This is a genomic window from Catenulispora pinisilvae, from assembly GCF_015356865.1.
Taxonomy (GTDB): Bacteria; Actinomycetota; Actinomycetes; order Streptomycetales; family Catenulisporaceae; genus Catenulispora; species Catenulispora pinisilvae.
This window is the reverse complement of record NZ_JAAFZA010000092.1, coordinates 1-21087: the sequence shown is the minus strand read 5'-3', so window position 1 is coordinate 21087 and position 21087 is coordinate 1. Positions and strand designations below refer to the sequence as shown.

Genomic DNA, 21087 nt, shown 5'->3' with positions numbered 1-21087 from the left:
GGAGTGAGACCTTCTCGCCAGAGGAACGCGAGGAGGCTGATCTCAACGAAGGAGACTTTCATGGCACAGGCGTTCGTCACGGGCGGTTCGGGGTTCATCGGTCAGGTGCTGGTACGTCGGCTCCTGCGGGAAGGGCATACAGTCCGGGCTCTGGTCCGAAGTGAGGAGTCGGCCGCAAAGGTCTCAGCGCTGGGCGCGGAACCTGTGCGGGGCGAGCTGACCGACCCGTCCACGTGGCAGGACGCGGTGAGGGGAAGCGAAGTGGTGTTCCACCTCGCTGCCGAAACCGACATCTCCGCCGACCGCGCGCGCCAAGAGCTTGTGACGGTTCGCGGCACCCAGGCAGCGGTCGACGCGGCCCGCTACGCCAAGGTCCCCCGCTTCGTCCACTGCGGAACCGAAGCGGTCCTGCTCGCCGGCGACCCGCTCGTGGACGTCGACGAGACCGCGCCGCTGCGGCCGGACTCCGAGGCCGTCTACTGCGCGGTCAAGGCCGATGCCGAGAAGATCGTGCTCGACGCGAACGCGCCGGACTTCGCCACCGTGTCGATCCGCCCCAGGATGGTCTGGGGCCCCGACAGCATCCTCATCGACATACTGGTCGACTTGGTGAAGGCGGGGCAGTTCGCCTGGATCGAAGGCGGTCGGCACACCACTGACATCACCTTCGTCGACAACTGCGTCGAGGGCCTCATGCTCGGATGGCAGCGCGGCCGGCCAGGCCAGGCTTACTTCATCACCGACCAGCACCGCGTCACCTTCCGCGACTTCTGGGAGACCATGTTCGAGATCTACGGCGTCGACAAGCCGACCACGGAACTGGACGCCGAGGCTGCTGCCCGAACCATCCCCGTACCCGCTCGATGGTTCTTCGGGCAGACGTGCACCCTGCGAACCGACAAGGCCGTGACCGAACTCGGATACAAGCCCATCGTCTCGCATACCGCCGCCCTGAACGCTGTCAGGAACGCGGCGCTCGCCAGCGAAGCCTGAAGCCTCACCCGCTCCGAGGGCTAGGCGGGTAGCGGGCGGTCGTCGACGACGCGCTTCATGACCAAGGTGGATCTCAGTCGCTGGGCGCCCGGCAGGGCGGCCAGCTGCTGATCGTGGAGCTGTTGGAGGGCCGTCCGGTTCGTGAACTCGAAGCGTTCAGGACTGCCCGGCGAGCCGCCCGAATCAGCTATCGCCCCTGATCGACTCCTGATACTCCTGCGCATACGTGCGCGAGTCCTTGATCAAGCCGTCGCTGAACGCCGCGACATCGCTGCCGATCAGCTCCAGCACCCCCTTGCCCTCGGCGGCGCCCTCTTCGAAGAAGTCGACGATCCCCGGCAGCAGCCCCCCGCCGGTCAGGCCGACCGGACCGACCTTGAACAGGTACTTCTGCATCTCCTTGTAGACGATCTGGTAGTCCGGCGGCAGTGCCTTGACTCGGGCCAGGTGCGCGCGCCACTGCTTCTTGCCCTCGATGATGTCCTGGATGCTCACGTCAGCCTCCCAGTCGGCTCAGTTTGCGGGCGACGTTGCGGTTCAGTTGCTCGCGCCAGCGGTCGCGGTAGGTGGGGGCGTCCTGGCCGCCGGCGAGTGCGGTACAGAAGCCGGGGATGTCGTCGCCGAGGACGTCGTGGATGCTCAGGCCTTCGGCCGCTGATTCCTCGAGCAGGCCCAGGGCGGCGTCGAGGATCGGCATCAGGTTGCGGCCGGTGAAGTCCGCGTAGGGGAACAGGCAGCCCTTCATCTGCGTCCAGGTGTCCCGGTAGTCCGGGGGCAGGGCGTCGGCTCGGGCTTCGAAGGCCTTCGATTGCCTGGTGAGGTCGTTGCCGGTGACGGTGTCCCAGAAGTTCATCTGCCGCCCTCCTTGAGCTTGTCGATGCGTAGTTTGTCGATGCGCGATGAGACGTACTGCCATTTCGTCCAGAACGCGGCGAGTTCGCCGCGTCCGGCGTCGTTGAGGGCGTAGAACTTGCGCGGCGGGCCCACGCCGGAGGGCCGCTTCGTCACCTGGACCAGTCCGTTGCGCTCCAGGCGCAGCAGGATGGTGTAGACCGTGCCCTCGATGACGTCGGTGAAGCCGAGTTCGTGCAGCCGGCGGGTGATGGCGTAGCCGTAGGTCTCCTCGCCGCTGATGATCTCCAGCACGCAGCCTTCGAGCGTGCCCTTCAACATCTCCGTCAGGTCGTCCATCGCGCTCCTCGTCAACCCGGTACTCGTTAGCACCGAGTACCACTATACGGTATCACCGAGTAGTGGGCGAGCCGGCCGCGGGCAAATGCAGAACGGCCGGACCCGCGACACGCGGGCCCAGCCGTTTCCGTCCTCCAAGCGATCTCCAAACGATGCGTCCGGCTACAGCCGATTCGCGTGCAACGCACCCCGGTAGCTCTTCGCCGCGGCAAGCCCCTGATCGTCGATCCGCGCCACGATGTCGTTGGTCCCGTTCTTGCGCACCCGCACCTCTGTGAGGAGCCCCTCGCGGAACAGCACCGCCACGTTGAACCCCTCCGGGGTGTCGTCGTAGGACCAGTACTCCTCCGGGTCCAGCTTCGCCGGGTCGATGACCGCGCCGGGTCCGGCGAACTCGGCGGCCACTTCGGCGGCGGTCTTCGTCTCGGTGGCCGGTCCGATCCGCTCGGCGACCTGGTCGGTGGACATGCCGGTGGTGAGCGTGAAGACCGGGTGGTCGGCGTAGCCGGCCCGCTTGCCGGCTTGCTGCTCATCGCCCGACTTCTTACCGAACAAGGCCATGACGCTCTCCTCCCCCGGCGGCGTTCCGGGTGTGTATCCGCGCTGTCCGCGCCGCAGGTCAGCGGTGCGATGACACATCGTCCCACACCGGCGGCGGGGTGCGGCGGGGGCAGTACGAGTGCGCTGATGTCCCCGCGCCCCGGTGACTTCCGCACCGCCGCCGCCCCGGCTGTCCCCGGCGTCTGCTTCGATAGGTCAGTGGCCGCCCCCAAACCGTTCACCCCGATCAGCGTCGCAGAAGCCGTACACCGCTACCGCGACACCCTGCACCTGCGCGTGGCCACCGGGGCACTGTCCCCGGCCACCCGCGACGCCTACGCCCGGGACCTCACCGAGGCCGCGACGCTGCTGGGCCTGGACAAGCCGCTGGACGACGTCGAGGCCGAAGACATCGAGTACGCCCTCGTCCGCATCGCCAACGCCCCGGACCGCCGCTACACCCGCACCCGCAAGTCCGGCCCCGGCGGCGAGGTCGCCGTCGGCCGGGGCCTTCAGGCCCGGGCCCGCTGGACCGCCGCGGTGCGGGGCCTGTTCGGCTGGGCCGCCGAACAGGGCTACATCCGCGCCGACCCGATGCCGCACGTGTCCCGGGTCCGCGTCCCCACCCGGGCCGTCGGCGCGCGCCTGGGCCTGACGGTGGAGCAGGCGCAGGCGTTGCAGGAGACGCCGCAGGCCTCGGCCGCGACGAAGGAGTTGCGGGCCGATCAGCGGCTGACGTTCCGGGACGAGGTGATCCTGCGGCTGTTGACGGAGACCGGGCCGCGGGTGGCGGAGTTGTGCGCGGCGAACCTGGATGACGTGCGCCAGCACGAACTGACCGGGATGCCGGTGCTGCGGATCCGCAGCGGTAAGGGCGGGCGCAGCCGCGACGTGCCGATGTCGGCGGCGCTGGTGGGGTTGCTCGGGGAGTACCAGCAGCGTGAGCGGCCCGCTCCCCCGGCCTCCGACGCGCAGGCCGACCGGGCCGACGCGGCGCGCGCCCTGGTGGTGACGATCCGCGGGCGGCGGATGACGGCCCGTGACGTGCAGCGGATGGTGGAGCGGCGGGTGAAGCAGATGCCGGTGGAGCTGCGGCGGGCGGTGACGCCGCACGGGTTGCGGCACACGGCGGCGACGGTGTTGTTGCGGCAGGCCGGGGCGGATGTGGGGACGGTCGCGGACATCCTGGGGCACAGCGATGTGGGGACGACGTCGGTATATCTGGATCCTTCGGCGTCGGCTGCGGCGGAGGCGTTGCAGCGTTCCCCGCTGGCGCGGTAGCGCACCAGCGGGAAACGCCCGCCGTGAATGCCGTAAAGCAAGCCGGCAGCGCGAACGGTCGAGCGCGAACTGTTAGCGGATGGCGGCGCCGGATATGGTCCGGGCGATGACCAGCCGCTGGATCTCCGAGGTGCCTTCGAAGATGGTGTAGATCGCGGAGTCCCGGTGCATCCGCTCCACCGGGTATTCGCGGGTGAAGCCGTTGCCGCCGAGGATCTGGATGGCGTCGGCGGTGACGCGCTTGCAGGTCTCGGAGGCGAACAGCTTGGACATGGAGCCCTCGGCGGAGTCGAAGGGCTTGCTGTTGCGGGCCATCCAGGCCGCGCGCCACACCAGCAGGCGGGAGGCGTCCACGCCGGTCTTCATGTCGGCCAGGGTGAACGCGACGGCCTGGTTCTCCACGATCGGCTTGCCGAACTGCACGCGGGTCTTGGCGTAGTCCAGGGAGTACTCGTAGGCGGCGCGGGCGATGCCGACGGCCATGGCGCCGACCGCGGGGCGGGAGGCTTCGAAGGTGGCCATGGAGGCGTTGCCGCGGCTGGACTTGCCTTCGCGGGCGCGCGCCAGCCGGGCGTCCAGCTTCTCCTTGCCGCCGAGCAGGCAGGAGCCGGGGATGCGGCAGTCGTCCAGGACGACTTCGGCGGTGTGGGAGGCGCGGATGCCGTGCTTCTTGAACTTCTGGCCCTGGGCCAGGCCGGGGGTGTTCGGGGGGACGATGAAGGAGGCGTGGCCGCGGGTGCCCAGGGCCGGGTCGACGGTGGCGACGATGACGTGGACGTTGGCGATGCCGCCGTTGGTGGCCCAGGTCTTGGTGCCGTTCAGGACCCACTCGTCCTTGGCCTCGTCATAGACGGCGCGGGTGCGCATGGCGCCGACGTCGGAGCCGGCGTCGGGTTCGGAGGAGCAGAACGCGCCGAGTTTGACGTCGTCGGGGGTGCCGAACATCTGCGGGACCCATTCGCCGACCTGGTCGGGGGTGCCGTTGGAGACCACCGACACCGCCGCCAGGCCGGTGCCGGAAAGGGCCAGGCCGATGCCGGCGTCGCCCCAGAACATCTCCTCCATGGCGATCGGGATGCCGAGGCCGGATTCGTCGAACCACTGGTTGGCGTAGAAGTCGAGGGAGTACAGGCCGGCCTTGGCGGCCTCCTGCAGGATCGGCCAGGGCGTCTCCTCCCGCTCGTCCCATTCGGCGGCGGCGGGCCGGATGACGTCGGCGGCGAATCCGTGGATCCAGTCCCGCAGCTCGATCTGGTCCTCGGTCAGTTCCAGGGAGAACCCGGTCATCGTCTCGTTCACTGTCCTTCGGGTCTGTTGCGGAGGGCGGAGGGCTCACGCCCACGCTTACCGACGGGTAACCTCGGTCGCCGCTAGTGTGTTACCGGCGGTAACTTCTGTCAAGATGGCCGGCAGACAGCACAGCGCCACAGACAGACAGCACGGTGCAGACAGGCTGCCGGACATGCGGACAGGCAGGCAGCCGGTTACCTGCTCGCGCCCCACCGTGCTCGGAGGAAGGGACCAGATGGCGACGAAGGCAGCGGCACCCGCACCGGATTCCCCGCCGCCGGGCCGCCCGCAGGCGACCCGCCGCGGCCCGCGGACCCGGCAGGAGTTGCTGGACGCCGCCGAGCGGGTGGTGTTGCGCGACGGCCCCTCGGCGTCGATGAACGCGATCGCCACCGAGGCCGGTATCACCAAACCGATCCTGTACCGGCACTTCGGCGACAAGGCCGGGCTGTATGTGGCGCTGGCCGACCGGCACATCGAGACGCTGCTGGCCCGGCTCCAGGAGGCGCTGACCCGCCCGGCGACCCGGCAGGAACGGACCCGGGCCGCGATCGACGCCTGGCTGCGGCTGGTCGAGGGCAACCCGGCGCTGTACCGGTTCCTGGTGCACCGGGGCCAGGCCGAGGAGCCGGAGGTGCGCGACCGGGTGGCGATGTTCCAGCGCCGCCTCGGCAACGCGCTGGCCGTGGGGATCGCCGCGGAGCTGGATCTGCCGGAGGACCAGTGGCCGCGCGCGCAGGCCTGGGCGCACGGCATCGTCGGCATGGTGCAGGCCGCCGGCGACTGGTGGCTGGACGAGCAGCCGTTCGGCCGCGAAGACCTCACCCGGCACCTGGCAGACCTCATCGACGGTGCGTACACGCGGGCGTAAATGCGCAGGTAGGCCTCAATGCGCGAATATTTTCTTCAGAAAGTCTTCAGAGAACTCAACCCCGGGCGGACCTGACGCGTCCCCATGACGTGAACGTTTCGGGTTCTGACCTTGACGAGTTTCCCCGCGCCGCCGACCTTCGCCGCGGCCGTGGTGTATCGCGCCGAATGCTCCTGGGCTTCGGCGGGATCACTTTGCTGGGCGCGTGTTCCTCCAACGGCGGCAGCAAACCGGCCGCCGCCGGGTCCACCGCGCCGGCCGCCGATCCCAGATCGCGGCCGACCACCGGCGGGGCCCCGTTCCCCGGCCAGAGCCCCAGCGGCGACGCCTCCACGGCCGGCGGCGACTCGCACACCAACACCGCCGCGCCCCCGGACAACTCCCAGCCGCCCGGCTCGCTGGGCCAGGACCCGCCCCCGGCGGCCGGCCAGCCGCAGTTCTACGTCCACGAAGGCGACAAGGCGATAGCGCTGACCATCGACGACGGCCCCAGCTCCAAATACACCCCGCAGGTACTGGCGCTCCTGGCCCAGTACAAGATCGCCGCGACGTTCTGCATGATCGGCCAAAGCGCCGCCCAGCACGCCTCCCTGGTCGCCGAAGTCAGCGCCGCCGGACACCTGGTCGCCAACCACACCTGGGCCCACCCCGACATGGGCAAGATGAACGCCGCCGACGTGGCCGCGCAGATCGACCGCGCCACCGACGCCATCACCAAAGGCGGCGCCAAACAGCCGGTCCTGTTCCGCGCCCCCGGCGGCAACTGGTCCCCGACCGTCTTCGCCGCCTGCGCCCAACGCGGAATGCGGCCACTGGACTGGTCCGTGGACCCACGCGACTGGTCCCGCCCCGGCACCGACCACATCGTGCAGACCGTCATGGGCCACACCCACACCGGCTCGATCATCCTCGAACACGACGGCGGCGGGGACCGCTCCCAGACCGTCGCGGCGCTCCAGCGGTTCATTCCGCAGCTGCTGGAGGCCGGCTACCACTTCGTGCAGCCCTGAGACGCGGTATCGGTTCAGGGCGCACGTTGCCGTGTAGCAGGTTGTTGTGTAGCGAGCAGGTTTCTGTTTGCTGTTACCGACGCTGGCTGCGTGCCCGTGCCTCAGCCGCCGCTGCGCCCTGCGCCGTACCGATGACCTCATCAAGCAGAGCCCGGGTCCGGCGCAGGTCTTTGATCGCGGCGTCGATACGGTCGCGTTCGGCGGTGAGGGTTTCGGTGAGCCACGGCGTGGCGGTGGCGTTCGGGGTGCCGTCTGCGTCGTGGATGCACGGCAGGAGTTCGGCCAGCACGCGGCTGGGCACGCCGGCGGCGAACATCTCCTGGATACGGATCACCCGGTCCACCGCGGCCTCCGGATAGTCACGCTGCCCGCCTGCGGTGCGGGTGGAGGCCAACAGGCCCTGCTGCTCGTAGTACCGCAGCGACCGGACGCTGACCCCGGTGCGTTGTGCCAGATCACCGATGCGCACCCCGACCGCCTCCCCGCGAACCCTTGCAGCTGACATTGATGTCAGGTTCTACGGTACCGGCCATGATGCTCACCAGCGAATACCGAGGCCCGCACCTGACACTGCCCAACCGGGTGGTGATGGCGCCGATGACCCGTCTGCGTTCCCTGCCCGACGGCTCACCCACCGCGGATGTGGCGGACTACTACGCCCAGCGCGCCACGGCCGCTCTGATCGTCACCGAGGGCATCTGGCCGCACAGCAGCGGCCAGAGCGAGGCCTGGGTGCCGGGCCTTCAGGACTCGGCACACGTGGCGGGCTGGCGGCGCGTCACCGCCGCCGTGCACGAGGCCGGGGGCCGGATCTTCGCGCAGCTCATGCACGGCGGACGCAAGGGCCATCCGCTGGCCCGCATCGACGGGACACTGCCGGCCGGACCGTCCGCGGTGTCCGACCGGGACGTGCTGCACCTGATCGGCGGAGGCAAGGCGGAATCGCCGACGCCACGGGAGATGAGCCGCGCCGAGATCCACGCGGCGGTCGCGCACTACGCCGCGGCGGCGCGCAACGCGCTGGCAGCCGGTTTCGACGGCGTCGAGATCCACGGGGCCAACAGCTACCTGGTGCACCAGTTCCTGGCCGACAACACCAACCTGCGCACCGACGAGTACGGCGGCTCCCTGAGCAACCGCATGCGCTTCGCACTCGAGGTCACCGACGCGATCGCGGACGTGGCCGGCCCGGAGCGCACCGGGATCCGGCTGTCCCCGGCGAACCCGCAGTTCGGCATGTACGAGGCCGACCCGGCGCCGCTGTACCGGGCACTGGTCGGCGAGCTGGACCGTCGCGGACTGGCCTACCTGCACCTCACCGACAACGACGACTACCCGGCGCTGGCCGATCTGCGTCCCCGGTGGCGCGGCACGCTCATCGCCAACGTCGGCGAGAACCGGTCCGCGACCGCCGCGGTGACGGCTGAGCAGGCGCTGCGCGCCGGTCACGCCGATCTGGTCTCCTTCGGGCGCTCCTTCATCGCCAACCCGGACCTGGTGCACCGGATCACGCATGACCTGCCGCTGGCCGAGTACCGCGAAGACGTCCTGTACGGGCGCACCGCGCAGGGCTACAGCGACTACCCCGCGTGGGACGCGGTGTGTGCCGGGACCTCAGTCGCCTGATCCTCGGCTCCTAATCCTCGGCCACGGGACGGCGCGCGCCGCTGGGTTACGTGCGCGCCAGGGAAAGTGCGCGCGCCGCCGGGCTTCGGCGATCCCTGACTACCGTGCCGCCTGCCAGCCCCGCTTCAGAGCCCGAACTCAGAACCCGGCCTCAGAGCCCGAACTCAGCGCGGATCGCGGTGCCGTGCTCGTCCAGCCCCGGCGCCGCCGGCCGCACCGCCGGATCCGGGTAGCCGGCCATCTTCACCACCTGTCCGGGCAGCTCCAGCCCGCCGGCGGTGATGCGCATGCGCCGGGCCTCGGTCTGCGCGTCGGTCATCGCCTGCCCGATGTCGTTCACCGGCGCGCACGGCACCTTCGCCGCCTCCAGCCGGGCCAGCCAGTTCACGCAGGTGTCGGCGGCCAGCAACTCCTCGATGACGGCGGTCAGCACCAGGCGGTTCGCCGAGCGGGCCGCGTTCTGCGCGAACAGCGGGTCCTGGGCCAGCTGCGGCGCGCCCAGGGCGGTGGCGAAGGCGCCGAACAGCGCGTCGTTGCCGACACACACCACGATCTGGCCGTCGGCGGCGGCGAACGCGCCGAACGGGGCGATGTTGGGGTGGTGCGGGCCGATGCGGTGCGGCACGGTGCGGTCGGCGAGCCAGGCCAGCGCGTTGCCTTCCAGGAACGACACGGTCGCGTCGAACATGGCGATATCGATGTGCGTGCCGCGGCCGTGGATACCGCGCCCCACCAGCGCCGCCATCACCGCGCCGAAGGTGTAGACGCCGGCCGACAGGTCCGACACCGACGCGCCGGACTTCACCGGCGGCCCGTCCGGCTCCCCGGTCACCGACATCAGACCGCTGCGGGCCTGGATGACGGCGTCGTACGCGGGCTCCCCGGACCGCGGCCCGGTGGCGCCGTACCCGGACACCGAGGCGTACACCAGCCGCGGATTCCGGGCCCGCAACGCCGCCGGCCCCAGCCCCAGCCGGTCCATCACCCCGGGCCGGAAGTTCTCCACCAGCACGTCGGCCCGCTCAGCCAGCGCCGCCACCTGCTCAGCGTTCTTCTTCAAGTCCACGGCCAGCGACTGCTTGCCCCGGTTGACCCGCGCGAAGTACATCGAACGCCCGTCAGCGGCGAACGGGCCATACCGGCGCGAGTCGTCCCCGCCGGACGGATTCTCCACCTTGATCACCCGCGCCCCCAGATCCGCCATGATCATGGTGGCGAACGGCCCGGCCAACACCCGGGTCAGATCGATGACCAGGAGCCCGGCCAGCGGCCCGGCATCGGCCGGATCGGCATCGAGGCCCACCTCGGGGTCGGGCACAGAACGGTCGGCGGCAGAGTGCACGGCGGTCATGGACGATCAGCGTGGCACGCCGCGCCCGGGGAGTCGATATGACACGGCCATCGCCCGGCTCACAGCCTTCGGCAAACGTTGCCGTACCTGCGGAACCGGTGGCAACGGCGCGCGCCGATGAGCCGGCGACTCGGGGGATGAGCCGGAACCTCAAGCAGGCTTGCGGGCAAGGTCATAGGCGAAGCCGACCGTCTCGGTGAACACGCCGCCGCCGTCATCGTGGGGCCGAAGGCCGGCCGCCAGATCGGCGTCGAACTCGGCAGCCCGCGCGCCGAGCACCGCGGGCGACAGGAACGAGGTCGAGCGGACATGGCCGGCGAGGTCCGCCACACTCCATCGGTGCTCGACGTCGAACGAGCCGCGTCCGACGATCTCGAACCCGGCCGCGGACAGCACATCGACGTCGGGCCGCCGCTGACGGGCCCGCGCCGGGTCGGCAGGCGTCCGGTCCTCGGCGCCGAGCTCCCGCTGCCACCGGTTCAGCGTGGCGGCCAGGGTCCGCTGCCAGTCTTCGGCTCCCGCCCAGGGTGAATACGACCAGCACAGCGCGAGGTGCCCGCCTGGGATCAGCCACTGAAGGATCCGCCGGGCGGCCACGTCGCGCTGGAACCGGTGAAAGCCATTGCCGACGACAGCGAGTTCGAAGCTGCCTGGCTGTGCATCGAGGGTCTCGACGCTGGAGACGACGGTCCGAAGGTTCCCCAGTCCCGCAGCGTCCGCTTTGGCGCGAACCGTGTCGATCATCTCCGGTTCCTGATCGACAGCCCACGTCTGCGCGAAGTGCGGGCTTAGCGGGAACGCCAGCTGACCGGTCCCGCAGGCCAGATCCAGCAGGCTCCCGCGACCGGACAGGCCAGTGGCCGCGACCAGATGCTCGATCAGGGGCTGCGGATAGCCCAGACGGTAGCGGTCGTAGTAGTCAGCAGTCCCCTGGTAGAGGTCTGTCGCGAAATACGTCTCGTCACCCACCAACTCCGGCCCTTCTGTCCGCCCTTGGCCCTGCCCTCCGAGCCTAAGCCTGAGCGTGCTGTCTCTCAGCCCTCGACCACAGCCGTCCAAGCCTCCGCGTCCCCCGGCGCCCCGCTGAAGTCATACCGCACCCCGCCCTCGCGCAGCCCCACCAGCGTCACCGACGTCGTGCCCCACGTCCGCTCGCCGAACTCGCGCCGCACCAGCAGCGCCCGGTCGTCGACCGGGTCCAGTCCGGCACCCTCCAGCAGCGGCAGCCACGGGCCCCACGCCTTGTCGGTCGCGACGCCCGGCGCCGGCTGCGGGCGGGCCGCATCGGCCAGCAGCGGCCGGAAGAACCCGAGCCGCGCCGCCATCGCCTCGGTCCCGGGACCCTCGGTCGGGTCCGTGCCCTCCAGGCCGCTGTTCACCACCACGTGCAGGCCCGGGCCGAGCTGCCGCCGCTCGTGGCGCTCGCCGTTCCAGCTCAGCAGGAACACCTCCCGCAGCGTCGCACACACCAAGTGGAACGGGTCATAGCGGGGAAAGTCCACGTCATCGACGCTGCCGGTGGCGGCGAACGCCAACGGCAGCTCACCGCGCGACAGGCGGCCGGTCTCCGGGGCCAGGGGGCCGCGGCCGTTCAGGACGCAGGCCGCGCGCGGCACGTCCGGGTCCACCGCCAGCCACGTGCCGCCGGCCAGCAGGTCCCGGCCGCCGATCAGGCGCGGCCGGTCGGGCCAGTGCCGGCCCGGGCCGGTCCAGGGCCGGTCGTGGAACTCATCGCGCACACCGGCCAGCAGGACCGGGTAGGCGGAGGCGGGATCGACGCTCACGATCGCAGTGCACACCCCCTCATCACAGCAGCCTGCGCCGTCCGGGTCGAACGCGGGTTCCGCCCGGGCGTGTCGAGCAGCGCCGATCACGCTGTGCCACCAGGATGGAAACCGTGTGTGGCGGTGTGCCGCAGCGGGTATCGCCGCTGCACAAGACGTGCGCGAACGCCCGGTGAACAACCGCCGGACCTGCGGACGCGGAACAGGAAGCGGGTGAGGCGATGGCACAGGAATCCGTGCCGATGGGCCGCCGGGCCGACACCGCCGCCGACTCCGAAGCCGTGCTCCTGACGCCGACCGCGCCGGACCCGCTCCGCCTCACCCACCCCACCTCCACCATGATCACCTGGGGTGCGGTCGGCCTGGGCTACTCCCTGATCGGCGGCACCTTCCGCCGCCTGACCATCCCCGCGGAGATCGCCACGCTGCTGCCCGGCGCCGCCATCGTCTGGTACGCGCTGCGCCCCGCCACCGACCGCTTCCCGGCCCCGGACGCCGCCATCAACCGCCGCACGACCCTGCCCTGGGCGGTACTGGCCGTGGCCTTCGGCATCTGGGAGTTGTACGCGGCCGCCCGCGGCTCCACCCACGCCCACCCGACCCTGTCGATCCTGCTGGGCCCGCTGATCGACCCGCCGCCGGCGCGCGCCGCCGGCTACGTCGCCTGGCTGCTGGCCGGGGTGTGGGTGGTGCGCCGATGAGTCCGCGCGCCATCACCGTCACCGGCTACGTCGTCATCGGCGCCGCGGCACTGCTGGTGGAGGTGGTCGCCCGCCGCCCCGGCAGCCGCGTCCCGACGTTCTCCCAGCTGTTGAGCCACGTCATACACGAGAAGTGGGGCCGGGTCGGGATGCTGCTGGCGTGGTGGTGGCTGGGATTCCACTTCCTGTCCCGGTCCTGATCGGGCCCCGGTCCTGATCGAGTTGTCCCGCCTGTCCCGCCCCGGAGGCACATCCGGCCCCGGAGGCGAAGGCCCTGAGGGCAAAGGACCTGGAGGCAAAAAGCCGGACGGGCCGTGACCCTGGTCCGAAGGTCGCGGCCCGCCCGAGTGTCGGTGTCGCTGGGGGAGCTTGTCCAACACGGTCCGGCTCGGTGAGCCGGCACGTCCATCAGACCGCGCCGGGCACCCCCGGTGCCAGTGGCAGGCCAAAGGATCAGCCTTCGGGGTGCAAGGAAGTCCTCTCCAGTTCCGCCGCGTGCCTGCCCGAAGTCCGCTCGTCAGGACGTTGGCACGGCCGGCCGGCAGGTGCCGCGGGCCCCGGCCGGCCGTTACCGGGGCGACCGCGACCGCGACCGCGACTCCGACCGCGGCGAGCCGGGCCCGGGGCGCCTCACGCCGCCAGCGGCACGCCGCGGGCCAGCAGATCCCTGATCCCGGCGGCCGGCAGCGCCCGGGAGAACAGCCAGCCCTGTCCGGTGTCCACGCCGAGCCGCCGCACCGTCTCCAGCTGTCCGGCGGTCTCCACGCCCTCGGCCGTCACCGTCAGGCCGAGGGCGTGCCCGAGCGCGGTGACGGTGGCGATGATCTGCTCGTCCGCGCCGACGTCCGCCGGCCCGGTACCGGCCGCACCGGACCCGTCCGCCGACGCCGGCACGCCCGACGTCGCCAGCCCGGCCACGAACGTCCCGTCGATCTTCAGGATGTGCACCGGCAGCCGCCGCAGATGCGACAGGTTCGAATACCCGGTCCCGAAGTCGTCGACGGCGATCGACACACCCTTGTCGGCCAGCGCCCGCAGCGTCGCCTGCGCCGCGTCGTCCCCGGGCAGCAGCGCCGACTCGGTGATCTCCAGCCGCAGCCGCTGCGGCGCCAGCCCGGACTCGGACAGCGCCGAGAGCACGTGCCCCATCAGCCGCGGGTCCCGGCACTGACGCACCGCCACGTTCACCGACACCGGCGGCGCCGGCTGCCCCGGCGCGTCCGGCCAGGTCGACGCCGCCTGGCACGCCTCGGCCAGGATCCGCCGCCCCAGCTCCACGATCAGCCCGGACTCCTCGGCCAGCGCGATGAACCGGTCCGGCGGCACGATCCCGAACCGCGGATGCCGCCACCGCACCAGCGCCTCCACCCCGGAGACGGCGCCGTCGGCCAGCGACACGATCGGCTGGTACTCGCAGTAGAACTGCCCGGACTCCACAGCCGCCGGCAGATCCGCCGCCAGCCGGTACCGGGCCACGTCCGCCCCGGCCCGTTCGGCGTCGAACAGCGTCCACCGGTCCCGGCCCTCGCCCTTGGCCCAGTACAGCGCCAGATCCGCGGCCCGCAGCAGGTCCTCCGGCGCCGAGGCCGCGGCCAGGGCCTCCACCGCGCCGATCGACGCGGTCACCGTCAGGTCCCGGCCGTCCACCCGCAGCGGGTCCCGCAGGGCCGCCAGCACCCGCTCGGCGACCCGTTCCACCATCGGCCGGCCGCCCGGCGCGCGCCGGGGCTGCGGCGCCTCAGTGCCCTGCGGCGGCCCTGGCTCAGCGCTCTGTGCCGCGGATGTGTCGGCGAACGCCGCAGCCTCCGTAGCGCCGGCAGTTCCGGCGGCTCCCGCAGCGCCGGCTGGGCCTGGGCCTGCGGCGCCGGCCGGGCCCGCGGCGGCGACCGGATGGTCCTTGAAGTCCTTGAAGTCCTTGTAGTCGACCAGCACCGCGAACTCGTCCCCGCCGGTGCGCGCCAGCAGATGCCCGCCCGGCTCCAGCACCGCCCGCAGCCGGGTCGCCACCGCGGCCAGGAACCGGTCCCCGGCACCGAACCCCAGCAGGGCGTTGATCTGCCGGAACCCGTCCAGGTCCAGGCTGCACAGCCCGATCCGCTGCCCGGGCCGGGCCGCCGTCCCGGTGCGCGCCTCCAGCCACCGGCCCAGCATCGCCCGGTTCGGCAGGCCCGTGAGCTCATCCGCGAACGGCGTCGACGACCGGGACGCGGCCGCCTCGGCGTGCGCCATGGAAAGATTCTGACCGGACACCGCGACCACCTCCATCACGGGCCAGGACACCTGGTTGGCCCGACCCGCACCGCCGACTGCGCGGCTTCCGAACGACTACCGAGCGCGATCATAGGACCATCCGGGGGCGCTGTGACGGCGCACACACTCCCAGATCACCTGATCGTGGCCGTACTGTCACACTCATCCCGCACGGTTCACGCCGGCACCCGCCCCGGAAGGCGGGTTTCGGCGCGCGCCGCCGGCCCCGGGGCGTGACCCTCCCGGTACCGGACCCGCGGCGGGCCACCGGCGGCGGGCCTCGGGCAGAATCAAACGCTGTGCAGATCACCATTCGCGAAGCCCTTCCGGCCGAGTTGGCGCCCGCCGGACAGCTGACCGCCGCCGTTTACCAAGACGAATCCCTGGCCGAGGAGACATATCTGCCTCGTCTGCTGGACGCCGCCGCCCGGCACGCCGCCGAGGGGGCGTGGCAGCTGATAGCCGTGGCTGACGCCGATGGCGCCGATGGCGGCGTCGGCGCCGCCTCCGCCGGCGGCACGGCGGGCCGATTGGTCGGCGCCGCGGTGTACACCGTCGCCGGCAGCGAGTTCGCGGACATCGCCGCCGACGGGGAGGCGGAGATCAGGATGCTGGCCACCGCCGGCGACCTGCGCGGCCAGGGCATCGGGGAAGCCCTGGTGCTGGACTGTGTGCGGCGGGCCCGGAAGGAGGGCCGTCCGGCGCTGGTGCTGTCGACGAAACCGGAGATGCGCGCGGCGCAGCGGCTCTACGCGCGCCTGGGCTTCACCCGCACCCCGGAGCGGGACTGGGAGTACGCACCCGGCAAGGGCCTGCTCACCTACCGTCTGCGCCTTGATTGAGCCCGGCATGTCCGCCCTGATATCCTGAGTGCGTGAAGAGCTTCCTGTGTGCCAGCTGGCGGCCGTCCTAGGACGGCTCCCCAGCCACGCACGCCGACAGGCCGTCCGACGATCCGGACGGCCTTCGTTGTTCTCAGCCCCGCGCAGGGGGCGGGCGGTCCGGACGCCGGTCACGTCAGACCCCCGACCCTGTGAGATCCCCGCGAGGAGAACGACGATGGGCATCACTCTTGAAGTACCCACCAACACCGCAGACCAGCCGCGTGATTTCCCCTCAGGTGTGGCCGACGGCGCGCACCCGGCGCCCGGCGAGGACCGGGCCGCCCACCTGACCGGAGCCGAACTGGCCGGGCAGCTGATCGGCGACGCCCGACAAATCAGGGTCCTGACCGGAGACCGGCCGACCGGCGCCCTGCACCTGGGCCACTACCTGGGTTCGCTGCGCAACCGGGTCCGGCTGGCCGACGCCGGCGCCGAGCTGTTCGTCCTGGTCGCCGACTACCAGGTGATCACCGACCGGGACGCCTCGGCCTCGATCGCCGACCACGCCCTGGGCCTGGTCGCCGACTACCTGGCCGTCGGCCTGGACCCGGCCCGCAGCACCATCTTCGCGCACTCGGCGGTACCGGCCCTGAACCAGCTGCTGCTGCCGCTGATGTCCCTGATCTCGGTGCCGGAGCTGGAGCGCAACCCCACCACCAAGGCCGAGGCCGCCGCCTCCGGCCGCCCGGCCCTGTCCGCGCTGATGCTCACCTACCCGGTGCACCAGGCCGCCGACATCCTGTTCTGCCGCGCCGACCTGGTCCCGGTCGGCAAAGACCAGCTGCCGCACCTGGAGGTGACCCGCACCGTCGCGCGCCGCTTCAACACCCGCTACGCACCGGTGTTCACCGAACCCAAAGCCCTGATCTCCGACGCCCCGTCGGTCCTGGGCAGCGACGGGCACAAGATGAGCAAGAGTCAGGGCAACACCATCGCGCTCCAGGCCGGCGCCGACGAGACCGCCGCGATCATCAAGGGCTTCAAGACCGACACCGACCGGCACATCACCTACGAGCCCGAACACCGGCCCGAGGTGTCGAACCTGGTGCTGATCACGGCACTGTGCCGCGGCGAGGACCCGCAGACGGTCGCCGAGCAGATCGGCTCGGGCGGCGCGTCCGCATTGAAGCAGGCGGCGACCGAGGCCGTGAACGAGCACCTGCGGCCGATCCGGGCCCGGCGGGCCGAGCTGGCCGGGGATCGCGGGTATCTCTCGGCGATCCTGCGGCGCGGCGCTGAGCGGGCCACTGTCGAGGCCGAGGCGACGCTGGCGCAGGTGCGGGCGGCGATGGGGATGGCTTACTGAAGGGGAGTCGGCCGGGCCGGGCTTTGTGCCGTGTGCCGCGGGCTGCCGCGTGTCGCACCGCCTCCCGGCCCAGCCCGACGAACGAACGAATGTTCCCTCGTTTGTCGTCCTGCCTGCGGCGCGCGCCGCCTGTGCCCCACGACCGGCCCATCCGGCGCGCGCCCCACGGCTCCCGGTGCCAGCATCGGTGCCATGAGGCTAGGGCGCGCATCCCACGACACCGCCGAGCCCGGCACCGCCGCCACCGGCACTGGCACTGGCACCCCCACCACCGGTGGCGGCCGCCGCGACTTCAAACGCCGGGCGATCGCGATCGTGCTGGTCATCGTCGCCCTGGTGCTGCTCTACTTCGCCGGCGCCGCGTACATCCCGCGCTGGTGGTCGCACCGCATCGGCGACGCCGCGAACGGCGCGTTCTCCACCGGCGTCCTGCTGGGCATCTGCTTCGGCATCGTGTTCACGATCCTGCCGCTGGGCCTGCTGTGGTTCACGATGCGCCGCTCGATGCGCTGGAAGACCAGGATCGTGTGGCTGATCCTCGCGGTGATCCTGGCCGCCCCGAACCTGATGACGCTGGGCGTCGCGATCGGCACCGGCAGCGGTGCCCACGCCGGGCAGCGCACCATGGACGTGGAGGCGCCGGGGTTCCGGGGCGCCACCGCCATCGGCGCCCTGATCGCGGCGGCGATCTTCGTGGCGCTGGTGATCGCTTTCCGGCGCAAGGGGCGGCCGCCCAAGGTGCCGAAGAAGCCGAAGACGCCCGCGCCGGAGCCTGCGGACGTCTGAGTGCGGCGGGTCGGGCCGGGGGTCAGCTTGACTCGGGGCCCGTCGGGTACGTCACGGCCGGGCCATCAGCGGACTGTAGAACAGCTCCAGCTGGATCCCGTCCGGGTCCTCGAAGCTCACGAACGGCCCGAGCCCGGTCTCCCGCACCGGCGAGTGCGCCACCCCCAGCTCCTCGAACCGCTCGATCCACTCGGCCAACTCCTCGGCCGAGCCCACCCCGAACCCGAAGTGGTCCAGCCCCGTGGCCGCGTAGTCGAACACCTCGCCGGAATTGCCGGTGTGCTGCTGGAACGCCACACACATCCCGGTCGGATGCACCATGATCGTCTGCAACCAGTCGGGCCGGTCGGTCACCGCCAGCGTCTTGAACCCCAGCACGTCGCCGTAGAAGGCGACGCTGGCGTCACGGTCCCGGACCGAGAACGACACGTGCGACCAGCCGGACAACTCGGGCATGCAGCGCTCCTCAGGGTTTTGAGCCGACGCCGCGCACGCTACCGCACCGCTGCGTACGAAGCGCCGGCCCCTACCCGGTCTACCTGGCTACCGGCTACCAGGCCTGCCCGGCGACCTGCCGCGTGGTGTGATTCAGCCGGTTGAACAAGTTCGTCAACGCCACCATCAGCACGATCGCCGCCAGCTGCTTCTCATCGAAGAACCGCGCCGCACCATCCCACACCGCGTCACTGACACCCTCGGGGTTGTCGGCCATCCGCGTCGCCGCCTCGGCCAGCGCCAACGCCGCCTTCTCCTGGTCGGTGTAGAACGGCGCGTCGTGCCACGCGGCCACCAGCCCGATGCGCTCCTCGGACTCCTTCATCCGGCGCATGTTCCCCATCCCGGAGTACACGCACGGCGCGCAGCCGTTGATCTGGCTGGCCCGCAGATGCACCAGCTCCAGGATCGCCGGCTCCACCCCGCCGCTGTTCACCGCCTTGTACAGCTCCTGGATCGGGCCGGAGGCGTCCAGGATCACGGCCGGGTTCTTGATGCGGGCTTCCATGTCTATGCTCCCTGTATCAGGTCAGAAGATGCTGCTTCGCAGTAGTCGGACCTCTTGGTCCGCCGCATCTCTGACTCCCAGGCCGCAGCGAATGTGACAGCGCCGGATCTGACCTGGGCCACATCCGGCGCTGAAGCACTTCCCCGCAGGTCAGCCAGCTCGCTGACTAGCTCACTGCGTGAACTCTCACTCCATGAATTCTCACTCCACGCATTCGCCGCTCAGCTGCTCTGCCACACCGTCACGTCCACCACCGCGTACGGATTGGCGTCGGTACTGGAGGGCAGCCGCCGCACCGTCACCAACACCAGGTGCCCGGTCCCGGTGGTTATGCAGAAGCTGCTGCCCGCCGCCACCTGCGACAGCAGCACGTCGTGCTGGTAGCGCGTGTCGTTCAGGCACGAGGTGTACGAGCCGGTGTCCGTCGCGTCGAGCACGGCCACCCGGTCGGCATAGAACCGGCCGTCGACGAAACTGCCGGCGAAGAATCCCATCGTGTCCGGCCCGTTCGAGGTACCGGCCGCCGGGTGGTACGGGTCGGTCAGGAAGTTGATGCTGTACCCGGACGCCAACTGGATCCCGACGTACGACCCCAGCACCGACCCCGCCGCGACCGTGGACGCGGTCGAAGAGGTGTCGGTCGGGGTGGTCGCGGTCGGATTCACACTCGTGGTCGGCGGCGTCGCCGCACCGGTGGAAGACGTGCCGGCGCTGGACGCCGACGTGTGCGCCGAACTCGACGCGTGCGAAACCGGCGGAACCGACGCGGAGGTGTTGGCGGAGGACTGCTTCGAGTTCAACGCGTGATCGCCGAACGCACCCACACCCACGCCTATCGCGAACAGCAGGATCGGGACCCCGATGCGCACCAGCAGGCTCTTCTTCGCCGTCGGCGCCTCGGCACGAACGACGGCCTGCGCTTCGGATGCCGACTTGTCCGGCGCGTTGCTGGCGCTTTCGGCGCGGGGGCGTGACTGCGGCCCCGGCACGCGCGCACCGGCGCGCGCCTGCTCTGCTGCCCCAACTGTGCCAGCCTCGCTGCTGCTCTCGCTGCTGGTCTCGCTGTCAGCAGTCGTCTCCGCTGCTTCGCTCGCGTCTTCCGCGCGCGCTGCCTGCTCTTCTACTCCAGGCTCGCTTGGGCCTTCACCGGGGGTCGCGGTCTCGGCCGGTGTTGTGAGGCCCGCGCCCTCGACGGCTACCGCCCCCGCAGCTCCAGCTCCAGCTCCGCTTGCCCGGCTTGCCCCGCCTGCCTGACTCGCCTCAGCAGCTCCAGCTTCGCTCGCCTGGCTTACCTGACTCGCCTGCCCGGCGCGCGCCGACCTGTCTGCGTCCTCCGCCGACCTGTCCGCGTCCTCGTCGCCAGCAGTGGCCTCACTGCGTGCCGATTCCTCGGCCGCAGCCCTAGCCTCCGACTGTGCCTTAGCCGCCTGTGCATTAGCCTCAAGCTGCGCCCGAGCCGCTGACCTGGCTCTGACCGCCGCGGCTTCCGCGTCAGCCTCAGCCTCACCGCCCAGATCCGGCTCCGGCTTTGGCTCCACCTCCGGTATCGGCACGATGATCGAAGGCTCCGGTGGCGCAGGCGTCGCGGCCTTCTCCGTCCGCCCGGCGCCGCCGGCCTCGCCCTCGTCCTCCTCGGCGAGCTCCGAGATCTGCGCCCAGTACTCGCGCCAGGCCTCGACGTCCCCTTCCCACGCCTCGACCAGCGCCAGCGTCACCTCGCGCGTCGGTAGCCGCTCACCGGCGAGCGCCGCCTCGATCTGTTGGCCCGTGAGCCCGGTGCGCTCGGCCAGTTCCTCCCCATCCGGTCCCTCCGCGAAGTCCCGAAGCTCTCGCAACCCCTGCGCCAGCACCGAAACCGCCGACGTCGACGACACCCTGTTCCACTCCCCTGCTCGTCCGATCGGTCGGTGCCCAACAGTAGTGCCGCGCGCACTCGGCCTGAACCCCGCATCAAGGACTGGATGCCGGTGATCGGATCTGTTCGTATTGCTCGAAACCTTGACACTTATGAGCATCCGCAGTGTGCTGATGCACGGCGTGCGCCCCGCAAATCTTTCAAGATTCAGCAAGGAGGCACCGTGTCATCTCCCCACCCCGGCCCTCGGCGATTCGCTGCCGCGGCCCTGTCCTGTGCCCTGGCTGTTCTGCCCCTGACAGTCGGCACCGCTCACGCGTCGACCGCACCGCCGCCCTCAACGACGCATCCCCGCTCCCCGGCCA

At 71.1% G+C, this 21087-nt stretch carries 23 protein-coding genes; 10 read left to right on the top strand and 13 right to left on the bottom strand.

Annotation, left to right across the window (positions count from 1 at the left end; translation table 11 throughout):
- Nucleotides 1–60 precede the first annotated feature (60 nt).
- Nucleotides 61–993 (top strand): NAD-dependent epimerase/dehydratase family protein, encoded by a 933-nt coding sequence (locus IZR01_RS24245; RefSeq protein WP_194925197.1) that lies wholly within the window; start codon nt 61–63, stop codon nt 991–993.
- 183 nt (nt 994–1176) lie between these two features.
- On the opposite strand, the gene IZR01_RS24240 is transcribed toward IZR01_RS24245, so the two are convergent.
- The 4 genes from IZR01_RS24240 to IZR01_RS24225 form a co-directional block, all read right to left on the bottom strand.
- Nucleotides 1177–1488: a DUF1048 domain-containing protein gene (locus IZR01_RS24240; protein WP_194894668.1), complete on the bottom strand. Its 312-nt coding sequence runs from the start codon at nt 1486–1488 to the stop codon at nt 1177–1179.
- Nucleotide 1489: 1 nt separating this feature from the next.
- Nucleotides 1490–1846, bottom strand: a complete 357-nt coding sequence (locus tag IZR01_RS24235) for a DUF1048 domain-containing protein (protein ID WP_194894669.1) — start codon at nt 1844–1846, stop codon at nt 1490–1492.
- Nucleotides 1843–2184, bottom strand: a complete 342-nt coding sequence (locus IZR01_RS24230) for a PadR family transcriptional regulator (RefSeq protein ID WP_194894670.1) — start codon at nt 2182–2184, stop codon at nt 1843–1845. Before IZR01_RS24230 ends, IZR01_RS24235 begins: the two co-directional genes overlap by 4 nt.
- A gap of 162 nt (nt 2185–2346) precedes the next feature.
- The gene (locus IZR01_RS24225) at nt 2347–2745 is read right to left on the bottom strand and encodes a hypothetical protein (protein WP_194925196.1); all 399 of its coding nucleotides are present in this window, start codon (nt 2743–2745) and stop codon (nt 2347–2349) included.
- A 126-nt stretch (nt 2746–2871) separates the two neighbouring features.
- Between IZR01_RS24225 and IZR01_RS53435 the strand changes: the two genes are divergently transcribed.
- The gene (locus IZR01_RS53435; RefSeq protein ID WP_194894672.1) at nt 2872–4005 is read left to right on the top strand and encodes a tyrosine-type recombinase/integrase; all 1134 of its coding nucleotides are present in this window, start codon (nt 2872–2874) and stop codon (nt 4003–4005) included.
- Between the two features lie 72 nt (nt 4006–4077).
- Here IZR01_RS53435 and IZR01_RS24215 read toward each other — a convergent pair whose 3' ends face one another.
- Nucleotides 4078–5292 carry an acyl-CoA dehydrogenase family protein gene (locus tag IZR01_RS24215; protein WP_194894690.1) on the bottom strand — a complete coding sequence of 405 codons (1215 nt, stop codon included), beginning with the start codon at nt 5290–5292 and terminating at the stop codon, nt 4078–4080.
- Nucleotides 5293–5530: 238 nt separating this feature from the next.
- Between IZR01_RS24215 and IZR01_RS24210 the strand changes: the two genes are divergently transcribed.
- Nucleotides 5531–6166, top strand: a complete 636-nt coding sequence (locus IZR01_RS24210; RefSeq protein WP_194894673.1) for a TetR family transcriptional regulator — start codon at nt 5531–5533, stop codon at nt 6164–6166.
- 167 nt (nt 6167–6333) lie between these two features.
- Entirely contained in the window at nt 6334–7176 is an 843-nt protein-coding gene (locus IZR01_RS24205; protein ID WP_194925195.1) for a polysaccharide deacetylase family protein, read from the top strand.
- A 73-nt stretch (nt 7177–7249) separates the two neighbouring features.
- Here the strand turns inward: IZR01_RS24205 and IZR01_RS24200 are convergent, their stop codons facing one another.
- Nucleotides 7250–7645, bottom strand: a complete 396-nt coding sequence (locus tag IZR01_RS24200) for a MerR family transcriptional regulator (protein WP_194925208.1) — start codon at nt 7643–7645, stop codon at nt 7250–7252.
- Between the two features lie 62 nt (nt 7646–7707).
- Between IZR01_RS24200 and IZR01_RS24195 the strand changes: the two genes are divergently transcribed.
- Nucleotides 7708–8802 (top strand): alkene reductase, encoded by a 1095-nt coding sequence (locus tag IZR01_RS24195; protein WP_194925194.1) that lies wholly within the window; start codon nt 7708–7710, stop codon nt 8800–8802.
- Nucleotides 8803–8953: 151 nt separating this feature from the next.
- Here IZR01_RS24195 and IZR01_RS24190 read toward each other — a convergent pair whose 3' ends face one another.
- The 3 genes from IZR01_RS24190 to IZR01_RS24180 form a co-directional block, all read right to left on the bottom strand.
- Nucleotides 8954–10153: a CaiB/BaiF CoA transferase family protein gene (locus tag IZR01_RS24190; RefSeq protein ID WP_194925193.1), complete on the bottom strand. Its 1200-nt coding sequence runs from the start codon at nt 10151–10153 to the stop codon at nt 8954–8956.
- A gap of 150 nt (nt 10154–10303) precedes the next feature.
- Nucleotides 10304–11122 (bottom strand): class I SAM-dependent methyltransferase, encoded by an 819-nt coding sequence (locus tag IZR01_RS24185; protein WP_194925192.1) that lies wholly within the window; start codon nt 11120–11122, stop codon nt 10304–10306.
- Between the two features lie 65 nt (nt 11123–11187).
- Complete coding sequence (locus IZR01_RS24180) at nt 11188–11937, bottom strand: NRDE family protein (protein ID WP_323747082.1); 750 nt, start codon at nt 11935–11937, stop codon at nt 11188–11190.
- A gap of 221 nt (nt 11938–12158) precedes the next feature.
- On the opposite strand from IZR01_RS24180, the gene IZR01_RS24175 reads away from it, so the two are divergent.
- Both IZR01_RS24175 and IZR01_RS24170 read left to right on the top strand, forming a co-directional pair.
- Nucleotides 12159–12638 carry a hypothetical protein gene (locus IZR01_RS24175; RefSeq protein ID WP_194894679.1) on the top strand — a complete coding sequence of 160 codons (480 nt, stop codon included), beginning with the start codon at nt 12159–12161 and terminating at the stop codon, nt 12636–12638.
- Nucleotides 12635–12838, top strand: coding sequence for a DUF6186 family protein (locus tag IZR01_RS24170; protein ID WP_194925190.1), 204 nt, complete (start codon nt 12635–12637; stop codon nt 12836–12838). Before IZR01_RS24175 ends, IZR01_RS24170 begins: the two co-directional genes overlap by 4 nt.
- A gap of 430 nt (nt 12839–13268) precedes the next feature.
- On the opposite strand, the gene IZR01_RS24165 is transcribed toward IZR01_RS24170, so the two are convergent.
- A complete protein-coding gene (locus IZR01_RS24165) occupies nt 13269–14867 on the bottom strand; it encodes a putative bifunctional diguanylate cyclase/phosphodiesterase (RefSeq protein WP_228554676.1) in 1599 nt (532 codons plus the stop codon).
- Between the two features lie 320 nt (nt 14868–15187).
- Here IZR01_RS24165 and IZR01_RS24160 point away from each other — a divergent pair, with 320 nt between their 5' ends.
- The 3 genes from IZR01_RS24160 (at nt 15188) to IZR01_RS24150 (ending at nt 17864) form a co-directional block, all read left to right on the top strand.
- A complete protein-coding gene (locus IZR01_RS24160) occupies nt 15188–15730 on the top strand; it encodes a GNAT family N-acetyltransferase (RefSeq protein WP_194894682.1) in 543 nt (180 codons plus the stop codon).
- Nucleotides 15731–15947: 217 nt separating this feature from the next.
- On the top strand, nt 15948–17078 hold the full coding sequence (gene trpS / locus IZR01_RS24155; protein WP_194894683.1) for a tryptophan--tRNA ligase: 1131 nt from the start codon (nt 15948–15950) through the stop codon (nt 17076–17078).
- A 192-nt stretch (nt 17079–17270) separates the two neighbouring features.
- A complete protein-coding gene (locus IZR01_RS24150) occupies nt 17271–17864 on the top strand; it encodes a hypothetical protein (RefSeq protein ID WP_194894684.1) in 594 nt (197 codons plus the stop codon).
- 51 nt (nt 17865–17915) lie between these two features.
- Here IZR01_RS24150 and IZR01_RS24145 read toward each other — a convergent pair whose 3' ends face one another.
- The 3 genes from IZR01_RS24145 to IZR01_RS24135 all read right to left on the bottom strand — a co-directional run bounded on the left by IZR01_RS24145 (nt 17916) and on the right by IZR01_RS24135 (nt 20741).
- Nucleotides 17916–18320 (bottom strand): VOC family protein, encoded by a 405-nt coding sequence (locus tag IZR01_RS24145; RefSeq protein ID WP_194894685.1) that lies wholly within the window; start codon nt 18318–18320, stop codon nt 17916–17918.
- Nucleotides 18321–18414: 94 nt separating this feature from the next.
- A complete protein-coding gene (locus IZR01_RS24140; protein WP_194894686.1) occupies nt 18415–18867 on the bottom strand; it encodes a carboxymuconolactone decarboxylase family protein in 453 nt (150 codons plus the stop codon).
- Between the two features lie 221 nt (nt 18868–19088).
- Nucleotides 19089–20741 (bottom strand): helix-turn-helix domain-containing protein, encoded by a 1653-nt coding sequence (locus IZR01_RS24135; protein WP_194894687.1) that lies wholly within the window; start codon nt 20739–20741, stop codon nt 19089–19091.
- Between the last annotated feature and the right edge of the window lie 346 nt (nt 20742–21087).